This window comes from Mycobacterium sp. IDUB_21, from assembly GCF_055419425.1.
In genome coordinates this window covers 48841-67998 of record NZ_JBVAXQ010000013.1, presented here as the reverse complement: position 1 = coordinate 67998, position 19158 = coordinate 48841, and the positions used below count along the sequence as shown (strand labels likewise).

Genomic DNA, 19158 nt, shown 5'->3' with positions numbered 1-19158 from the left:
TGTCAGGTGCGGACGGCCAGCACGAACGGGCCGATCTTTTCGACCTTGAATGCCGGCCCTTCGAACAGCCCCGCGTCCAGGTCGACGGTGTAACGCCGCACGTTGGGGTGGTTGGGGTAGACGTCCTTGGCCAGCCGCAGGGTGTAGGTACCCCCGGAGCCCGGGCGCATCAGAAACACCGTCGGCGCCGGCCACGGCAGGTCGTCGAGCGCGCGGGTGAACTGCTCGGCGGTCTCCAGCTTGGACCAGGCCTCGATGGCGGCGGCGCGGGCGGAGAACTGCGCCAGCGGGTTGGCGTAGTGCGAGGTCAGGCCCTGGAAACCCCAGTAGGGGTAGAAGGACAAGAAGCTGTAGTCGGCGGTGAGCACCACGGTCTCATCCCGGGGCGTGCCGGTGGCCTTGGTGATCGCGGCATCGACGGCGTCGTAATACTTGGCCGCTCCGGGCGGGCGCCGGTCACCGCGTTCGCCATGGCCGTCGGTGTCGGTGTAGGCCACGGTGATGTCGGGCCGCAACACCTCGGGAATGTCCTGGCTGAACGCGATGGCCCCGGCCAGCCCCACCGCCGTCGCCGCCGGATAGACCACCCGGTGCCAGCCGGTCGCGGCCCCACCTAACGCCCGGGCGCCCTCGACGAAGCCGAATACCCCGGCGGTGGCCAGCAGCACCGTCAGCGTCGGCTGCAGTCGGAAGCTCAGCAGCGTGGTGCGGGCCAGGGTGGACAGCATGGACAGGATCGACCACAGGTAGACGCCGACGACGCCGATCGCCAGCGCGGCGGCCCGGGTGGAGGTTCGGGCCCGCACCACCAGCCAGCCCGTGCCCAGCAGGCACAGCGCGCCGAGCAGGGTGAACTGCAGCATCGGGAAGCTCAGTTCGGCGCCGTCGCCGGGTAGATAGTGCCGGGCGCTGCCGGTGTCGCTGGTCGGGTTGGTGGCGGCGCGCAGTAGGTACGGCGTCCAGGTGATGGCGGCGATGGCCGCGGCGATCACGCCGGTCACGGTGAGCCGGGCCAGTGGATTCAGGCTGCGCCGGGCGACCGCCAGTGCCAGCGCCATGAGGACCACGGTGAACGCGCTGTAGGCCACCAGCAGGGTGTAGAAGGTGGCCGCGAAGCCCAGGAAGATGCCGGTGCCGGCGACCGCACCCCAGCCGTTATGTCGGCCGAGCGTGAAGGTGGCTTCACGTTCGGCGCCGGGCGTGACGGTGGCTTCACGCTCGGCGGAGGAGGGGGCGGCGGCGCGGGATTTGCGGCGGCCGGCTCCCAGGCCCGACCAGGCCAGGACCAGCACCGGCGGCAGCAGCACGGTGATCATCGCCGCGTAGGGCTCCGGGGAGCTGTAGGCCAGCGTGACCGCGGCGGTGGCGAGGGTGACCAGCAGCGCGTATTCGAAGCGGATCATCTTGTTCCACAGCACCAGCGCGATGGCCACCGCGATGGCCATTGATGTGATCGCCCACGGCTTGTACATCTCCCAGGCCGGGGTGCCGGTCAGCGCCGCGGCGCGCCCGCCCAGCCAGAACCAGCCCGGCGGGTAGAACGACGGCAGGCCGAGATAGGTCATGTCTTGTAGTGCCGGGCTGTCGGTCATCCGGGTCAGGTATTCGGTGCGGAACTGCTGGTCTACCGAGATCCCGAACAGGTAGAGCCTGGTGGCGCCCAGCGGCATCGCCAGCGTCACCACCGAGAACGCGCTGGTGAACACCACCGCGGCGAGCTGGGCCAGCGTCTGGCGCCCGCGCCGCCACAGCCACGCGGCGGCGCCCAGCCCGGCCAGGCAGCCGACCTGCCCGACGGTGGTCAGCGCGTGCAGCTGGTTCGACGAGGGGTAGGCCGGCCACTGCACCCGGGCGATCGCCAGCAGGGCTATGACCGCGACGACGACGGCGATGAGGCTCGCCAGGATCATCTGGCCGACGGTCCTGAGCGCGGTGGACATCAGCGACGGCCTGTCGGGTCGGCTTGCCTGGGACGGAAGCGCGCCGAGTGTGCGGTTTGGGCGCGAGATGCCGGGGATTTCATGCCAAAACGCACACTCGATGGGGGACGGCGGTGAGGGTTGGGCGGCATAGGGGAGGCGACCGGGATCAGATCGGCAGCTTGCGGAAGATCGCCCGCGGGACGTGCCGCAACACCATCATGACGTAGCGGAATGCCCCTGGCGCCCAGACGATCTCCTTGCCCTTGGCGGCCGCGGTGACCGCCAGCTCGGCGACGTCCTCTTTGTCGACGGTCAGCGGCGCTTCCTTGACGTGCGCGGAGAACCGGGTGCGCACCTGGCCGGGCCGGATCACCAGCACCCGCACCCCGTCCTCGCGCAGTGCCTCGCCCAAGCCGAGGTAGAAGCCGTCGAGCCCGGCCTTGGTGGAGCCGTAGACGAAGTTGTTGCGGCGCACCCGCTCACCGGCCACCGAGCTCATCGCGATGATCTGTCCGAAGCCCTGGGCGCCCATCTTGCCTGCGAGCAGTACGCCGACGGAAACCGCTGCGGTGTAGTTGACTTCAGCGACCTGCACGGCCTGGGCCTGGTTGCGCCAGAGCTCCTCGGCGTCGGCGTCCATGCCGAACGCGACCACAGCCACGTCGATGTCGCCGGCACTGAATGCGGAATCGATCATCGCCGGGTGGCTCGCGGTGTCGAGTGCGTCGAAATCGATCACCCGCACCGACTTGGCGCCGGCGGCCTCCATCTGTGCCACGGCGCCGTCGCGGCCGGGATCGCCCGGTAGGCAGGCCAGCACGACGCTCGCCGACGCGTTCCGCAGGTAGCGCGCGCAGATCGCCAGCCCGATCTCGGAAGTGCCGCCCAGCAGCAGAATCGACTGGGGATTTCCGGTCGCGTCGAACACCATCTACAGCAACTCCAAACGTCGGGCCATGTCCGAGGCGAAGATCCCGTCGGGATCGACCTTGCGGCGCAACGCGATCCATTCGTCGATGCGTGGGTACATGGCGTGGAACATCTCCGCGGTGGTGCGGGAATCCTTGGCGGTGTAGAGCCGGCCGCCGAACTCCAGCACCCGGCGGTCGAGCTCGTTGAGCAGTTCGTTGACGCCGGGTTTCATCGGGAAGTCCAGGCAGACGTTCCAGCCGGGCATCGGGAAGCTCAGCGGCGCTTCGTTTCCCGGTCCGAACAGCTTGAACACGTTCAGCGCCGAGTAGTGCCCGCTGGCCTGGATGTCGATGATGATGCTCTTGAACTCCTCGACGGCCTCGGTGGGCACCAGGAACTGGTACTGGGCGAAACCGGCCGGGCCGTAGCCGCGGTTCCACTCACCGAGCAGGTCCAGCGGGTGATAGAACTGCGTCAGGTTCTGCACCTTGCCGCGATAGTGGCCGCCGCGCCGGTAGTACAGCTCACCGATGGCGCTCAGGCTCAACTTGTTCATCAACCCGTTGGGAAAGATGTCGGGCACCGTCATCAATTGCGGTGCGTCGAACTTCAGCGGGTCGCGGGCCAGCTTCTTGGGCAATTCGTCGCGCCGGGCCAAGCGTCCGCGGGTGATGGTGGCGCGGCCCAGTTTCGGCGGTGGGCTGATCGCGTCGAACCATGCACTGGAATAGGTGTAGTCGGCTTCGCTGCCGTCGCTGTGGAAGGCGATGGTCTCATCGAGCGTGGTGGTGTTGTCGCCGTCGTTGATGAAATACGCCGTCTCGGTCGGGGTCATCGCGATGGTGGCGCGCAAGATGATGCCGGTCAGCCCGTTGCCGCCGACGGTTGCCCAGAACAGTTCCGACTCGGGGCCGTCCGGGGTGAGGTGGCGCACCGAACCGTCGGCGGTCAACAACTCCATCGACACGACGTGGTTGCCGAAACTGCCCTCACTGTGGTGGTTCTTGCCGTGGATGTCGCAGGCGATCGCGCCACCGATGGTGACCTGACGGGTCCCGGGCAGCACCGGAACCCACAGGCCGAATGGCAACGCCGCTTTCATCAACTGATCGAGGCTCACGCCCCCGTCGACGTCGACGACGCCGCTGTCGGCGGAGACCGAGTGGATCCGGTTCAGCGCGGTCATATCGATGACCACGCCGCCGCCGTTCTGAGCGTTGTCGCCGTAGGAGCGGCCCAGGCCGCGGGCGATCACGCCTCGACTGTTTGCAACGGACCCGGCGTCGGACGCGCGTGCCACGGCCTTGGCGATGACTTCGACGTCCGGGGTCGACAACACCTGCGCCACGCTCGGCGCGGTGCGGCCCCAGCCGGTCAGTCGCCGCGCGGTGGTGTGTAACTCGGTGCTCGACATCGCAAAGAGGGTACCGCCAACGCGCCCGCATCCCGGTTTTGCGTGACCAATCCGATGAGTACCGTTATGATCGCGCAATGCCTGAGACTCCTCCTAGCGATTCCGCCCCTACGGCCAAGCCTGCCAAGCCCAAGACCGCGGGTTTTCCGAAATCTTCCACTTCTTCACAGGGCTTGTCGGTGCCGACGATCGCCGCTCTGGCGTTGGCGGTGCTCGGGATCGTCTTAGCCGTCTTCGGGTGGTTCCACCCGTCCACGAGCCAGAAGTTCTCCGACGATCAGCGTCAGGAAGCCAAGGGCAAGGTCTGCGACGCACAGGCCGTGGTGCGCCAAGGCACGCAGTTCAACACCAACCTGCAGAACCCGGTGCCGGGCGACTTGGCCGGTGACCTGGCGGTGGGCACCAACGCCCGGCTGTCGCTGTTCGCCGGTGGTGCGTTCCTGCACCAGCGCTTGGAGGCCAACCCGGCCGCCCCGGCCGACCTGACCAAGGCCGCCGGCGACATGGCCGACACGCTGGAGGCGCTGAGCGTCAACTACCTGGCCGGGCACTCGCCGGACGACGCGGTGCAGCAGCCGCTGCGCGACCAGCTGCGTGGCCAGATCGACGTGCTGGACAACCTCTGCCAGCCGCAGTAGCACCCTAGTTATCCGGTTCAGCACCGGTTGCGCCCTGGCGCAGCCGGTGCTGATTCGTTTCCGGGGTCATTCAGCTCGGGCGTCAGGATTGAGTGGGTGTCACCGTGACCGTGACGGTGCCCGCGCCGCCATCCGAGGCGATCACCAGTTGGTGGGCGCCGGCCGGTGAGATGACGTGGCCCCCGGTGATCTGCACCTGGTAATCGTTGGACGGCACCCAGATGGTGGTCTGCGATCCCGCGGCGAAACTGCCGCTGCCGTCGGCCATCTCGGTCGAGTAGCTGAACTGCAGGGCGCCGTCGCTCACCGACCAGGAGCCCGGGACCCCGGAGACCACTTGCGGATACGCCTGCGCCAGCGTGGCCATGACACCGGAGGACACGCCGTAGTCGTCCGGGTCGCCGGAGTTCGCGCGCGCCAGGCCGTATTCCCAGAACAGCCAGCCGAATCCGCGAGTGTTCGCCTCGTCGAGGGTGTCGGTGATGCTCGCGATGTTGCCGGTGTTGCCGAACTCGGTGATCATCGCCGGAATGTTGTGCTGGGCGGCGTAGGACGCCGCGTCGCCCTGGATGATCAGCTCCCACAGCCCGCAGCCGAACGCGGTGTCACCGAAAATGGCTGTGGTGGTGCAGTAGTCATGGAACGCATATACGGTGTTCGGGTCGTCCACCGTGCCCAGGTGGGTGGGCAGCGGCAGATTGCCGGTCAGGGTGTTCGGTTCGAAATACACCGGGGTGTGCGGGTCGACTGCGCGGATCGCCGCGTCCACCTGGTTGTAGAACGGGGTCAGGTACTGCGAGTCGAAGGTCGGGTTGCCGAACATGGTGCCCAGCCACTGTGATCCGGCCCACGGCTCGTTCATGATTTCGTAGCCGGCCACGTTGCCGTTGCCGGCGAAGTACTCGGCGACGGCCTCCCACATCCGCGCGTAGCTGTTCTGCAGCTTGACCCCGTCGGCGACGGTGCCGTTGTGCCAGAACGCATCCCAGGCGTGGTTCACCGCGGGGCTGGCCACATACGTCCACGGGAAGCCCGCCTCGATCTCGGGCAGACCGCCGGTGTCGGTAGCCCACGCCGGCGCGCCGTCGTAGCCGCCGTTGATGGAGTCGGAGTAGACGTCCTGGTGCATGTCGAGCAGGCTGACGATGTTGTATCTGGCCAGCAGCTGCACGGTCTGTTCGATCGAGGCCAGGTAGTTGTAGTCGTAGACGCCCGGCTGCGGTTCCACGCCCGCCCACAGCACGCCCACCCGCACCATGTTGACGCCGTGGGCGGCCAGGTACGCCGCGTCGGCCTCGCTGAACCCGCCGGCCTCCGGAGTGTAGGGCGGCACCTTGTAGACCTCGTTGATGCCGTGCATCATGACGACCCGGCCGTCGCTGTCGGTGAGCCACGGCCCGGTCACCGAAATCGGTCCGTAGCTGGTGTCCCAGACGATCGGCCGGTCGAGCGGGACGCCGGTGCCGAAGTGACCGACCGCGCCGTGGGTGCCCATCAGGCCGGGGTTGCCGCCGGCGCCGCCCAGGGCGGGCAACGGATGCGGGCCGGTGGGGCTGCCGCCGACCCCGCTGTCACCGGCGTCGCCGCCGTGCCCGCCGGCCCCGAACAGGCCCGTGGCGTGGCCGCCGTCCCCGCCATTGCCGCCGTCGGGCCCGTCGCCGCCATGGCCTCCTGCCCCGCCGTTGCCGAACAACCAGCCGCCTGCCCCGCCAGCGCCGCCGGCGGCTCCCGCGCCTCCGGCGGCTCCCGCGCCTCCGGCACCGCCCGCGCCACCGCTGCCGAACATGCCGGCCGCACCGCCGGCCCCGCCGGCGGCTTCCGCATCCGTGCTGCTCCAGCCGGCCCCGCCGTCACCGAACAGCCATCCGCCGGCCCCGCCGTCGGGACTCTCGGCCGTGCCGGCGGCGCCGTTGCCGATCACCGTTGAGCCGAACAGGGCGTTGATGCTGCCGTCGACCTGCTTGCCGAGGTCGCTGACGATCCAGGCCCGCAGGTTGTCGTGCAGTGGCGTGTAGACGAACTGCTGGAACAGCGTGCTCGGGTCCCAGGTTGTGGTGTCGGCAGCGCCCGGGCCGGACAGCACGCCATCCCAGTGCGCCGGGTCGAAGAACGCCTCCCAGGCGGCCGGCGACGACAGTGTTCCCCAGTCCAACTCGCCGGTCGCGGCATCCAGGAACGGTGAAAATGCCTGGTCAAAGGCCTCGCCAAGGGCAGTGTCGAACACGTCGGCCTGCGCCGGGGACGCGACGACCAGCGGCGCCACCCCGAACGCCAGGAACGCAGCGGTGATGACGCCCAGACCGGGTGTCTTTTGGCAGACAATCGTCCGCCGGGTTCCGCTCGGGTTGAGTTGCGGCTGGACCATCGCCGGGCCGCCTTCCTATGACGAGGCTGAGTGTCCTCGACAAGCTAGCAAGGGCTGGGGAAAAAGTTCCGAAAGTTGGACAGAAATCCCCCGGGGTGTGCCGAGCCGCGGTGGCGGGCGGGCCCGTGGGTGATGGAGTGAGACGGGCCACCCCGTCCCACGTGCTCTTTCATCGCTCCGGCCGGCCTCGGGTGCGCTGAACGGGGTGAGATTGCGAGTCAAGGCGCCTACCGGAGCTAAGTAAATGACGAGGTGAATATCGGTAGCAACGCTATTAATTCGAGCAACGGGTGGGATTAGCATTGCGCTGTGTTTCAGCTCGTCTCCGGGGCGTGTATCAGTGAATATTCGGTCTACCTGCGGTGCACTTAATTTACGTCGACGTAGATTATTTATTTACGCGAATGCAGATTAATTGGTCGGGGCGGTCCCGTGTGGTCAACGGGCCGACTCGGCGGCGGAGGACAGCGGCAGCCGCGGCGACAGGCGGTGGCGAAGCGATGTAAACCAGCTCTGACCTCGGTAGATCCCCGTCGGCGACCGTCCGTAGGCGCACAGGAAAACAGGGCTGGGTCTGCCAGCTTTTTCTGAGAATTCGGGCATGTTCTAAGGAATTCTCACCGGTGGTCGATACGCTTCAGGTCGAATAAGCCCATGTTAACGCTTGTTACTGATCGGTAACTGGTGGTAGTCCGCTTTTATCGGCTGGGGGTTGACGCAACTGAAAATAGGATTAATCTAGCTCCTCACAGGGCCTTGTTATGCCGCCGTTATACGCCCGTTTAGGGGGAATCTCCCATGTCTCGTTCTCGTCAAAGTGGATCGAAGTGCCGTCGCAGCAGCCGGGTGATCGGTGCCGGTAGTGCCGTGGGTGCGTTCCTCGCGTTTGGGATGGCACCGCTGGTAGCAGCACCGGTGGCGCATGCCGATTTCGACGACGTCCTCGTCGACCTGCTCGGTCAGAGTCTGGGCGACGCTGTCGCCGGCCTGGGCGCCAATATGGGTGATCAAGCCGACTGGGCTGTCGTCTTGGACCCGTCCAGTTGGACGGCCTTCTTCGACGGCCTCGGTGACTCGGCCACCTGGAACGCGGTCCTGGCCGACCTCGACATGAACGGCATCGGTGGGGCCGCTGATGCAACTCTGGCCGGGTCTGCTGCGGCGTCGTTCAACTGGGGTGACATCAACTGGCTGATGCCGTTCGGCAACGGCGCGGCCGGTACGGCTGCGGATCCCAATGGTGGTGCCGGCGGGTGGATCTGGGGCAATGGCGGTGCGGGCTGGGACGCCAACGGCACAGGCCTTGCTGGAGACGACGGTGGCGACGGTGGCCAGGCCGGCCTGTTCGGCGGCGACGGAGGTGCCGGCGGGAATGGCATCGATGGCGGTGACGGTGGCGATGGTGGCGCTGCGGGACCGTTCTCGTGGTTCAGCCATGGTGGTGATGGTGGTGATGGTGGTGACGGTGGTGACGGCGTCAATGGTGGTGCCGGCGGTAACGGTGGTGTCGGTGGCGATGCTGCGCAGTGGGGTCTGCTCAGCACGGCCGGTAACGGTGGCGACGGTGGTGCTGGTGCTATCGGTGCTGCGGGCCTGGCGGGCACATTTGTCGGCACCGGCGACGGCAACGGCGGCAACGGCGGCAGCGGTGGCGCCGGCGGCAACGGTGGCGCCGGAGGTAAGGGCTCGTTCTGGTTCGGCGCCGGCGGTAAGGGCGGTAGTGGCGGTGACGCCGGTGATGGTGGCACGGGTGGCGTCGGTGCTGCCGGCACCGTCCTCCACCCCGACGGCGGCAACGGTGGTAACGCCGGCAACGGTGGCGGCACCGGTGGTGCTGCGGGCGCCGGTGGTAAGGGCGGCTTGTTCTTCGGCGCCGATGGGGCGGGCGGCACGGCGGGTGCGGCCAGCGACGTCAGCGGCAATGGTGGCGCCGGTGGCGCGGGCTTTAGCCCCGTCCTGCCTGGCGGGACCGCCGGCGATGGTGGTACCGGCGGTAACGGCGGGTTGACCGGTAACGGTGGTACTGGCGGTGCCGGTGGTGACGGCGCAGCCGGCAAGGCCGGCACTGATGGCGTTCTAGCTGGCGCCAACGGCACGGCCGGCACGGCCGGCACGGCTGGCGGTCACGGTGGTGCCGGCGGTGTGGGCGGGTCGGTCTCCGGTAACGGTGGCGCTGGTGGTGTCGGTGGCACCGGCGGCAACGGTGGTGTCGGTGGTAGCGGTGCCAACGGTGCGTCCGCCACGGTTGCGGGCGCAACCGGTGGTAACGGCGGCAGCGCAGCCGCCGGCGGCGCCGGTGGTGGTGGCGGTGCCGGCGGCCTGGGCGGCACAGCTGCGCACGGCAATGCGGGCGCCGATGGCGGTGGTGGCGCCGGCGGTGACGGCGGTAATGCGGGCACCGCTGGGGCTGGTGGTACCGGTGCAGGTGGCGGTAACGGGGCCTCGGCGGGTGCCGGCGGTGTCGGTGGTAACGGCGCTGACGGTGGGGCTGGCGGGACTGCTGGGGTGGGCGCCGGTAACGGCGCCGCGGGCAGTCCCGGTAGCGCCGGCACCGATAGTGATGGCGGTGCCGGCGGTACTGGTGGTGCTGGCCAGGTTGTTGGCGGCGTCACGCAGACCGGCGGCACTGGCGGTGCCGGTGGTAACGGCGGGACGCTCGGAAAGGGCGGTACCGGTGGTGTCGGCGGCAGCGGCGTAGGCGGGGGCAGCAACTTCAACGCGTCGACCGGCGGTAACGGCGGTGCTGGTGGTAACGGCAACGTCGCCGGCGTCGGCGGGGCCGGCGGCACCGGCGGTAACGGCCAGGGTGTCGTGGTCGGCTCGTACGGCTACGCCGGTGGCCAGGCCGGCGGCACTGGCGGCACCGGTGGGGCCGGTGGGCTGAGCACCGGTGGTGGCGCAGACGGCGGGGGTGGGGCCGGTGGTGCGGGTGGGACCGGCGCCGGCGTCTTGCAAGGCGCTGACACCGGCAGCACCGCGACCGGTGGTGCCGGCGGGGCTGGTGGCGGTGGCGCTGCGGGCACCGTAGGTGGGTCCGGATTCGGCGGCGGCGGCGGTGGCGGCGGCGGTGGCGCGGCCGTCATAGCCGTGGCCGGTGGTGGCGCCAGCGGCACGGCGGCTGGCGCGGCCGGTGGCGCTGGCGGCGATGGCTCTGCTACCGCTGCCGGGGGTAACGGCGGCACCGGCGGTATGGGCCTCATCTCCGCCAATGGCGCGGCCGCCCACGTTAGCGGCACGGCCAGCGGTGGTGTCGGTGGTGATGCGACGGGCGACGGCACCGGCGGCGAGGGAGGCGGCGGCTTCGTCTTCGCCCACGCCGCAGGCAGTAGCGCCACCGGCACGGCCCAGGGTGGTGCTGGCGGTGATGGCACGGACGGCGGTGTCGGCGGGGCCGGCGGCGTGGGCTCGGTGAACACCGCTCTGGATGGCACGGCTGACGGCACCGCCACCGGTGGCAACGGCGGCGACGCCACCGGCAACGGCAGCACCGGCGGTACTGGTGCTGACGCTTGGGTCCAAGCCGGCTACAGCGGCGCAAGTGGGGGCGACTCGACCGGTGCCGCTACCGGCGGCAACGGCGGTGACGCCACCAACGGCGGCGCCGGTGGTGACGGCGGCTACGGCCTGGTGCTATCGGCAGGGACTGGCAGTGCCGCCGGTGGAACCTCTATCGGCGGCGACGGCGGTGCAGCCAGCGCTGCCGGCGCCACCGGCGGTACCGGCGGTACCGCCAACATTGCCGCTCAGGGCGGGGCGACCATCAGCGGCGGCAGCGCGACCGCCGGCAACGGTGGCGCCGGCAACGGCGGTGACGGCAACGTCGGCGGTCGCGCGTGGCTTCAGGCAAGTGGCACCGGCAGTGATATTACGGACGGCACCGCGCTCGGCGGCGTCGGCGGTGCCGGTGGTGACGGCGGTACGAACGGTGCGGTTGGCGGTAACGGCGGTACCGGCGGTTGGGCGAGCATCTTTGCTCAGAACGGCGTCACCTCCACCGGCGGCACCTCCATCGGCGGCATCGGCGGCAACGGCGGCGACGGCGGCGACGGCGCCGGCAGCGACGGCGGCGTCGGCGGTAACGCCGGCATTGGCGGTAACGGGAACGGCGACGGCACAACGGGCACCGGCGGTAACGGCGGCGACGGCGGCGACGGCGGCACCAACGGCGGGAGCGGTGGCGCGGGCGGCGCGGGCGCCAACGCCTTTGCCGCGCCCGACACTGGCATCGCCACCGGCGGCAGCGGCGGTGCGGGCGGCGTCGGCGGCGACGGCCACGACGGCGGCGCGGGTGCCGGCGGCGGCGCCGCCACCATCACAACCATCAACGGTGGCACCGTTAGTGCCGACAGCACCGCGACCGGCGGTAACGGCGGCGACGGCGGGGCCGGCAATGCCACCGCCGACGGCGGCCACGGCGGCAGCGGCGGCACTGGAACGATCACCGCCGACACCGGCACCATCACCAACGGCCACGTCGCCGGGGGTGATGGTACTGACGGTGGTTTGAACGGCGTCAACGGTAACGCCGGCGCTAACAACTCGCTGACTGTCAGTGGCACCGGTAGCATCACCGACACCACGATCACCAGCGGGCAAAACGTCGGCAACTTCGCCGGCGGCGGGGCCACGGCGACCATCGGCAGCGGCGGCAGCATCTCCGGCAGCACGGTGACCGGTGGCAATGCCAGCGAGACCGCCGCTGGCGGTGCGGCGAGCCTGAGCTCTACTGGCACGGGCAGCATGATCACCAACAGCCACGCGAACGGCGGCGACGCCGGCGTCGGTGACGGCAACACCGGCAGCGCCGGCGGCGGGGGCGGCATTGCGGCCATCCAAGCCACCAACGGCGCCCACGTCGTCGGCACCACCGTCACGGGCGGTGTCGGTGGTGACGGCACTAATAGCGGCACCGGCGGCACCGGCGGCCTCGGTGTTGCCGGGGCAGACGGTGCGGGCAGCAGCATCACCGGTACCGCCAACGGCGGGGACGGCGGGGTCGGTAACAACGGCACCGGTGGTAACGGTGGTACGGGCTTCCTCACCGTGGACAGCGCCGGCGGCACCATCGGTGGCGGCGGCAACAGTGCCATTGCGATGGGCGGCGACGGTGGAGTCGGTACCAACGGCGGCACCGGCGGTAACGGCAGCTTCGGTGGGCTCGAGAACGACGGTGGGGCGGGCAGCGCCGGCAGCAACGCGTACGGCACTTCCACCGCTGGTGCAGGCGGTGACGCTACCGGCAACGGCAGCATCGGCGGCAACGGTGGAAGCTCTGATATCGAAGCCTCCAAGACGACGGGCGCCTTCGGTGACCCGAATGCCGGCGGTCCCGGCGGGACGGCCAGCGGAACGTCGACCGGCGGTGCCGGCGGCACCGCAACCAACGGTGGCCACGGTGGTGACGGCGGCAAGGCGAGCATCGCCGCCGGTGGAGACCAGGCCGTCGCCAGCGGCACGGCTCAGGCCGGCAACGGCGGTGACGGCAATGGCGGCCACGGTGGCAACGGCGCCGCCGCTCGGATCAACTCCTACAGCAACCTTAACGGCGTCAATGGGCCTGCTAGCGTCATCGGCGGCACCGCGACCGGCGGCGACGGCGGTAGCGGCACCGGTACCGGCAGCTACGGCGCTAACGGTGCCGACGGCAACATTGGTGCCGGACCCTCCACCACCCCTAATAGCGTTCCCGTCCCCGTCAACGCCGTGGCGACGGGGGGCAGCGGGGGCAACGCGTCTGGCGACACTACCGCCCCGAGTGGCGGCGGCGCGGGTGGACCTACCGAGGGCGATATCTACTCCCAGCCGGGTCAGAACCACGTGTCTCCGGCTGTCGGGCAAGACGGTATTAACACGTCGTAGGCGAGGGGTACAGAGCCTCGGTCCGGCCGCTTCGGCGCGCAGGGCCGGGGTCTTGCCGTTGTGGGCTCGCGGCCACATCCCGATCGCCTCCGCGGCCTTCGCTCGGGCATTCCAAGTCCAACGCGAGTTCGCCCACGTCGGCGGCCTGCGTCACCGCAGTGTGAAGATCGCGGACCTCCTCACCGCGGCGCCGGCGCAACTCTCGGGCACTGTTTTAGGGCACTCCGACGCGGACTATGACCAGCGACCCGACCGATCCGACGCAGCCCGACTACACGTTCGGCAACGGTGCGAACAAGCCGTCGTAGCCATCGATTCCGAAACCCCGGCCAGGCGGCACCAGGCCAGGGTTTCGGACGTCGTGGGCAGCGAGCCCGTCGGAAGCGACCGAACTCTTCGCCACCGACGGCTAACCCCAACCGCAGGCCCCCCAATCGTCCAAAAAACGCACAGTTACTAAGAAAAGTCTAGCGAACTATTAGGCGGGGACGCTCTCGTCGATTGCTCATCAGTCTCCTAAATCAGCAGAGCAGCAGGTCAACGTAGCCCTAATGTCCGCTCCGGTGCGGAAGTGACGGATGTGGCTCGAACCCGGTGCTCAGCGCACCCGGAAGATCAGCGTCCGCTGCACGATGAAGTTGATGACGGTCGCGGTGCCCTGCGCGGCGACGAAGGCGACCGGCAGCGCCCACCGCTGATAGTCCAGCAGTTCCAGAACCAGGTGGTTGATCCCCACCTGCACGCCAAACGTCAACGCGTACAACGTCATCACCGCCACGAAGCGTCCGGTGTGCGCCGAGGACTGGAATGTCCAGCGCCGGTTGATCAGATACGCGGTGAGAGTGCCGGCGACGAAGCTGCACGCCTTGGCCAGATCGACCTTGACCCCGGCCCCCAGGTACAGCAGTAGGTAGAGCCCGAAGTCGACCACCGCCGACAGCACCCCGGTGACCAGAAAACGCCACACCTGGGTAGACAGGTGCAGATGACTGGGTGTCGTCTCGGCCACCCGGGAAGCTTAATCAGCGCCCTACGCTAGCTAGATGGCCGACTCGTCCATCACCGCCGTCGAGGCCATCCCGCTGCGCATCCCGCTCAAACCGGACCTGCCCGGTGCCGCATTGTGGGGTGAGCCGCTGACCGCCGCGGACTCGCTGCTGGTCAAGGTGACCACCGACGACGGCACCGTGGGCTGGGGCGAGGCGTTCGGCCTGACCGGCGTCAGCTTGGCCGTCCACGCACTCGACGAGCTGGTCGCACCGTTGTGTCTGGGCCGCGACGCCGTTGACGTCGCGGCGCTGATGGACCACGTGCAACGCAAGCTGCACGTCTTCGGCCGCGGCGGCGCCATTACCTACGCGCTGTCGGCGGTCGACATCGCGCTGTGGGACATCGCCGGCAAGCGCGCCGGGGTGCCGATCTCGACGCTGCTCGGCGGCGACGCCCGCACCATGCCCTGCTACGCCAGCCTGGCCTGCTACACCGAGCCGCAACGAGTCCGCGCCGCGGTGCGCCGCGTCGTCGACGACGGGTTCGCCGCGATCAAGCTGCACGAATCCCAGCTGCCCGCGATCAAGGCGGCCCGCGACGAAGCCGGGCCCGACGTCGCGCTGATCGTCGATGCCGGCTGCGCCTGGACGCTTCCGCAAGCCCAGGCCCTCGCCGCCGACCTGCATGCCGTCGGGCTGATGTTCCTGGAGGAGCCGCTGTGGCCGCCGGAGAACTTCGACGGCCTGGCCGAATTGCGGCGCAGCACCGGCCTGCCGATCGCTTCGGGTGAGAACGTCTCGACCACAATGGAATTCGAGCGGTTGCTGGCTGCCGCGGCGGTGGATTTCGCGCAACCCAGCCCGGCCAAGATGGGCGGAATCACCGAGTTGCGCAAGGTTTTTCCGCTCGCCGCCGCCCGCGGGGTGGCTGTCATGACGCACTCGTTCTACGACGGTCCGGGCCTGCTCGCCGCGATCCAGGTGGCCGCAGCACTGGGTGGCGCCGAGGCGATGGTCGAGTGGCGCTGGTTCGATCTGGAGGCGTCGATCTACGGCGAAGCATTGGCGCCGACGACCGGGCGGGTCACGGTGCCGCAGGGCCCGGGCCTGGGTCTGGACCCTGATCCTGACGTCATCAGCGCCTACTACACCCGGTAGGCGACCCGGCCCGCCGGCAGCAGCACCCCGGGCCGCTCGCACCCACGAAGCAACCCGGGTGAATTTTCTGAAACAGCCCGCCTACCGGTATACGTGAGGTCTAGCTTAATAAATACATATATCAAGCTGTGTAGTTATCAGCTATACCAGTCGTGTCTGGAGGCCCCCGATGTCTCGTCACCAGTGCAAGCGTCGTTCGCGCACCCGCAAGTTGCGCCGGCCCAGTGTGGTGAGGTTAGCGGCGCCCGCCGCAGTCTTTTTGGCGCTCGGGACGCCACTGGCGGCTCCGCCGGCGCAGGCCGAGGGATTCGACGATGTCCTGGGTGACCTGTGGGGGCAGGCGTTGACCTGGTTCGACTCGCCGCCGGTGGGCCTGTCCTGGCTGGATGTGGCTGACCTGGTGCCGGGCGCAGCGATGGCCGATCCCTTGCAGGGGTTTGACGATTTCGTGGCTAACACCATCAATACGCTGGTCTATCAACCGATCCATGCGCTGGGTGAGTCGTTGATCCAGGGCGGCTTCGTCATCGACGGAGTGTTCGGCAACGGTGCTGACGCGGTGCTCAACAGCGATGGGTCGATCACCGCGGCCACCGATGGCGGCTGGCTGTTCGGTGATGGTGGCAGCGGAATCGTGATGACCGAAGGTGCCGATGCGCATCAGGTCGCCGGTTCCGTCGGTGGCGACGCCGGCTTGTTCGGTGACGGCGGCGCCGGTGGCCTCGGTAGTGGTGACGCCGGCTTCGCCGGTGGTGCCGGCGGCATGTTGATGGGCAATGGTGGTGCCGGCGGCGAGGGTGCTGCCGGGACTGCCGGCGGGGCTGGATTTGCCGGTGGTGCCGGCGGCAGCGGCGGATTCCTGTTCGGCAACGGTGGCGCCGGGGGTAGCGGCGGCACCGGTGCTGCCGGGGCCGAAGGTGCTGCCGGAGCGTTGGGTTCGGCGGGCCTGGACCCGGCCACCGGTGTCACCGTTGCCGCCTCTGCCGGGGGACACGGCGGCAACGGCACTGCCGGTTCTGCCGGTGGCGCCGGTGGTGTCGGGGGCAATGGCGGTGCCGCCGGTCTGTTCGGCACCGCCGGTGGGGGCGGCGCCGGTGGTGTCGGCGGTGCCGGTGGAGTCGGTGGTGCCGGTGGCAACGGCGGCCTTGCAGCGGACGGTCTCGGTGCTGCCGGGGGCGACGGCGGTGACGGGGCGGGCGGTGGTGCCGGCGGAATCGGTGGCGCGGGTGGCAACGGCGGTACGGGTGGCTTCTTCGGCCTGTTCACGGCGGGTGCGGCCGGCGACGGCGGCGCCGGCGGCGTTGGCGGGGCTGCGGGTACGGCCGGCAACGGTGGGGCCGGCGGAGCCGGTGCTGACGGCTCGACCGGCGGCGGCATCGGTGGAGACGGGGGCGCCGGTGGCAACGTCGGCACGGCCGGCAACGGTGGCGCCGGTGGTGCTGCCGGCACCAGCAGCGGCGTCGTCTCCGGCACGGCCGGCAAGGCCGGTGCTGACGGTGCCGGCGGCCAGGTGCCCGACGGATTCAGTGGCAATGGTGGAGCCGGCGGTAACGGCGGCAACGCCACGGGCGCCGGTAACGGGGGCGACGGCGGTGTCGGTGGTGCCGCCGGCGGCTACGGCAATGGCGGTGCCGGCGGTGCCGGCGGCAATGGTGCACTCGGCAGCAACGGGTCGACCAGCGACCTCTCTGACGGCCAGGCGAACAATGGTTTCACGGGTCTGAGCAACCCCGCCGGCAGCGGAATTGGGGGCGGTAACGGTGCCAACGGCAGCGCCGTCGGCCAGATGGGCGGAGTCGGCGGTGACGGCGGCGGCGGCACGGGCGCGGTGTCCGGGCAAGACATCACCGGTGGCGCCGGTGGCAACGGCGGTGACGGCGGACCGAACGCGAGCGGTGGCGCAGGCGGTGACGGCGGCTTCGCCGACACCGAACTTGAACCGGGCGCCAAGGGTGTCGCGACCGCGGGCGCCGGGGGCGACGGCGGCGACGGCGGGATCGGCGCACCCGGTGGCGACGGCGGCACCGGCGGGTGGGCATTCGGAGAGCCCGGCAGTACCGCCGGCAATGGCGGCGCCGGTGGCCACGGCGGCATGGGCGCTGCGGGCGGCGCGGGCGGCGCGGGCGGCGTGGCTGACTATCCCGACAGCCCGAATGTCACCAGCGGAGACGGCGGGGCCGGCGGGGTCGGTGGCGACGGCGTGGCCGGGCAGGCCGGCGGGGCCGGCGGTCACGGCGGGGCGGGCGGTCTGGGCGGGGCGATCCGCGGCGACGGCGGCGCCGGCGGCCAGGGTGGGCTCGGTGCTGCCGGTGGCAACGGGCAGACCGGTGGCAATGGCGGCGTCGGCGGTGCGGGCGGTGATGGCCTTGACGGCGCGATCGCCGGCGACGGTGGCGCCGGCGGTAACGCCGGCGACGGTGGTGACGGTGGTGACGGTGGTGCCGGCGGCAACGGCGGCGTGGGGGGTGCGGCGCAGGCGGCCGGTTATCACGACGGCGTGGACGGTGCCGGTGGCATCGGCGGAGCCGGCGGCAATAGTGCCGCCGGTGGCGTCGGCGGTGCCGGTGGTAACGGCGGGTCCGTTGGCCACGACGGCGGGCCGGGCTCCCCGGCCGGTGCCGGCGGCAAGGGCGGTGACGGTGGGGATGCCGGGGTGGTCGGAGCGGGCGGCCGCGGCGGCCTGAGCGGTGACGGGACCGCCCGCGCCGCCGACGGCGCCGCCGGGCAACTGCCGACCGGCGGCGGTGATGGCGGTGACGGCGGCACCGGCGGTAGCGTGCTCGGTTTCGGCGGGACTGCCGGTGACGGCGGCGCCGGCGGCAACGCCGGGACCATCGGCAACGGCGGCAACGGTGGGCAGGGCGGCACGGGTGCGGCCGGCGCCAACGGTGAAAACCTGGCGGTGAGTGGAAAGGCGGCCAACGGCGCCGTCGGCGAGACCGTGACCGGGGCCACTGCTCCGGCCACCGGCAACCCCGGCGATCCGGGCGTCGCCGGCGCCATCAATCCCGACGGCACCGTACAGGCCGGCGGTGACGGCGGCACCGGTGGCGAAATCCATGGCGGCGGTCCCCTCGGTGCGATCACCGGCGGTGCCGGGGGTGCCGGCGGCACCGGCAGCTACGGCGCGCCCGGGGGCAACGGCGGCAAGGGCGGCTACGCTTCGTCGTTCTCCGACGTCGGTGATGCGGCGGTGATCGGTGGTGCCGGCGGGGCGGGCGGTGACAGTGTCGGTGCGGCCGGGCAGGCCGGCGGGGCCGGCGGTGTGGGCGGTGCCGGCGGCGCGGGCGGATCGGTGTCGGGCAACGGCGGTGCCGGTGGTGCCGGCGGGGTCGGCGGTACTGGCGGTGCCGGTGCTGTCGGCGGTCAGGCGGGTAACGGCGGTAACGCGGGCGACGCGTTTGAGGGCTGCAATGCCCCCTGTAGCGGCTCCTCAACAAGCGGTCCAGGCGGTGCCGGCGGTAACAGCGTGGGCGGCGCCGGGGGCGCCGGGGGCGACGGTGGTGCCGGTGGAGCGGCCGGCGCAGCCGGGGGCAACGGTGGAGTCGCCGGTGGTTCCGGAATCGGCGGAGCCGGCGGTGCAGGTGGTGCCGGTGGAGCGGGTGGTGCCGGTGGAACCGCTGGTAGCGGTGGCATAGGAACCGGTGCAAACGGGACCAGCCATGCGGGCGCGACCGGAAATGACGGCGACAGCGGTGTCACGCCGGGCCCGTGACGGGCTGACACCGGTGCGGCGCTACACCCAGTAGGCCACCCGCGCCCGGTACTGGCGCAGCACCACGGCGGCCACCGCCCAGCCGACCCCCTTGCGCCCGAGCCGGCATGTTAGCGCCCGCGTTTGGAAAGATTTGCCGGCTTCTGGACGAATCTCTCGATAGAAGGCAAGCAATCCACGAACGTC

The 19158-nt window shown here is 70.4% G+C and carries 9 protein-coding genes and 1 pseudogene; 5 read left to right on the top strand and 5 right to left on the bottom strand.

What is annotated here, in order from left to right:
- Positions 1 to 2: 2 nt before the first annotated feature.
- The 3 genes from ACZYY4_RS18235 to ACZYY4_RS18225 all read right to left on the bottom strand — a co-directional run bounded on the left by ACZYY4_RS18235 (position 3) and on the right by ACZYY4_RS18225 (position 4248).
- Complete coding sequence (locus tag ACZYY4_RS18235; RefSeq protein WP_463811405.1) at positions 3 to 1940, bottom strand: galactan 5-O-arabinofuranosyltransferase; 1938 nt, start codon at positions 1938 to 1940, stop codon at positions 3 to 5.
- 148 nt (positions 1941 to 2088) lie between these two features.
- Positions 2089 to 2853, bottom strand: a complete 765-nt coding sequence (locus ACZYY4_RS18230) for a decaprenylphospho-beta-D-erythro-pentofuranosid-2-ulose 2-reductase (RefSeq protein WP_463811404.1) — start codon at positions 2851 to 2853, stop codon at positions 2089 to 2091.
- Entirely contained in the window at positions 2854 to 4248 is a 1395-nt protein-coding gene (locus tag ACZYY4_RS18225) for an FAD-binding oxidoreductase (protein WP_463811403.1), read from the bottom strand.
- 179 nt (positions 4249 to 4427) lie between these two features.
- On the opposite strand from ACZYY4_RS18225, the gene ACZYY4_RS18220 reads away from it, so the two are divergent.
- Positions 4428 to 4886, top strand: coding sequence for a hypothetical protein (locus ACZYY4_RS18220; RefSeq protein ID WP_463811402.1), 459 nt, complete (start codon positions 4428 to 4430; stop codon positions 4884 to 4886).
- An 82-nt stretch (positions 4887 to 4968) separates the two neighbouring features.
- Here the strand turns inward: ACZYY4_RS18220 and ACZYY4_RS18215 are convergent, their stop codons facing one another.
- Positions 4969 to 7251, bottom strand: a complete 2283-nt coding sequence (locus ACZYY4_RS18215; RefSeq protein ID WP_463811401.1) for a cellulase family glycosylhydrolase — start codon at positions 7249 to 7251, stop codon at positions 4969 to 4971.
- 915 nt (positions 7252 to 8166) lie between these two features.
- Between ACZYY4_RS18215 and ACZYY4_RS18210 the strand changes: the two genes are divergently transcribed.
- Both ACZYY4_RS18210 and ACZYY4_RS18205 read left to right on the top strand, forming a co-directional pair.
- On the top strand, positions 8167 to 13110 hold the full coding sequence (locus ACZYY4_RS18210) for a beta strand repeat-containing protein (RefSeq protein WP_463811400.1): 4944 nt from the start codon (positions 8167 to 8169) through the stop codon (positions 13108 to 13110).
- 76 nt (positions 13111 to 13186) lie between these two features.
- Positions 13187 to 13354: pseudogene (locus tag ACZYY4_RS18205) on the top strand (PIN domain-containing protein); the annotation flags it as partial.
- A 354-nt stretch (positions 13355 to 13708) separates the two neighbouring features.
- Here ACZYY4_RS18205 and ACZYY4_RS18200 read toward each other — a convergent pair.
- Complete coding sequence (locus ACZYY4_RS18200; protein ID WP_463811399.1) at positions 13709 to 14119, bottom strand: GtrA family protein; 411 nt, start codon at positions 14117 to 14119, stop codon at positions 13709 to 13711.
- A 34-nt stretch (positions 14120 to 14153) separates the two neighbouring features.
- Here ACZYY4_RS18200 and ACZYY4_RS18195 point away from each other — a divergent pair, with 34 nt between their 5' ends.
- Both ACZYY4_RS18195 and ACZYY4_RS18190 read left to right on the top strand, forming a co-directional pair.
- Positions 14154 to 15257 carry a mandelate racemase/muconate lactonizing enzyme family protein gene (locus ACZYY4_RS18195; RefSeq protein WP_463811398.1) on the top strand — a complete coding sequence of 368 codons (1104 nt, stop codon included), beginning with the start codon at positions 14154 to 14156 and terminating at the stop codon, positions 15255 to 15257.
- A 169-nt stretch (positions 15258 to 15426) separates the two neighbouring features.
- Positions 15427 to 18972, top strand: coding sequence for a PGRS repeat-containing protein (locus ACZYY4_RS18190; protein WP_463811397.1), 3546 nt, complete (start codon positions 15427 to 15429; stop codon positions 18970 to 18972).
- Positions 18973 to 19158: the final 186 nt, after the last annotated feature.

What these genes read in the sequence shown, in the direction of transcription:
- ACZYY4_RS18195 (WP_463811398.1), top strand. Translation starts at nt 14,154, where the DNA reads ATGGCCGACTCGTCCATCACCGCCGTCGAGGCCATCCCGCTGCGCATC.
- ACZYY4_RS18225 (WP_463811403.1), bottom strand. Translation starts at nt 4,248, where the DNA reads ATGTCGAGCACCGAGTTACACACCACCGCGCGGCGACTGACCGGCTGG.
- ACZYY4_RS18235 (WP_463811405.1), bottom strand. Translation starts at nt 1,940, where the DNA reads ATGTCCACCGCGCTCAGGACCGTCGGCCAGATGATCCTGGCGAGCCTC.
- ACZYY4_RS18190 (WP_463811397.1), top strand. Translation starts at nt 15,427, where the DNA reads ATGTCTCGTCACCAGTGCAAGCGTCGTTCGCGCACCCGCAAGTTGCGC.
- ACZYY4_RS18230 (WP_463811404.1), bottom strand. Translation starts at nt 2,853, where the DNA reads ATGGTGTTCGACGCGACCGGAAATCCCCAGTCGATTCTGCTGCTGGGC.
- ACZYY4_RS18215 (WP_463811401.1), bottom strand. Translation starts at nt 7,251, where the DNA reads ATGGTCCAGCCGCAACTCAACCCGAGCGGAACCCGGCGGACGATTGTC.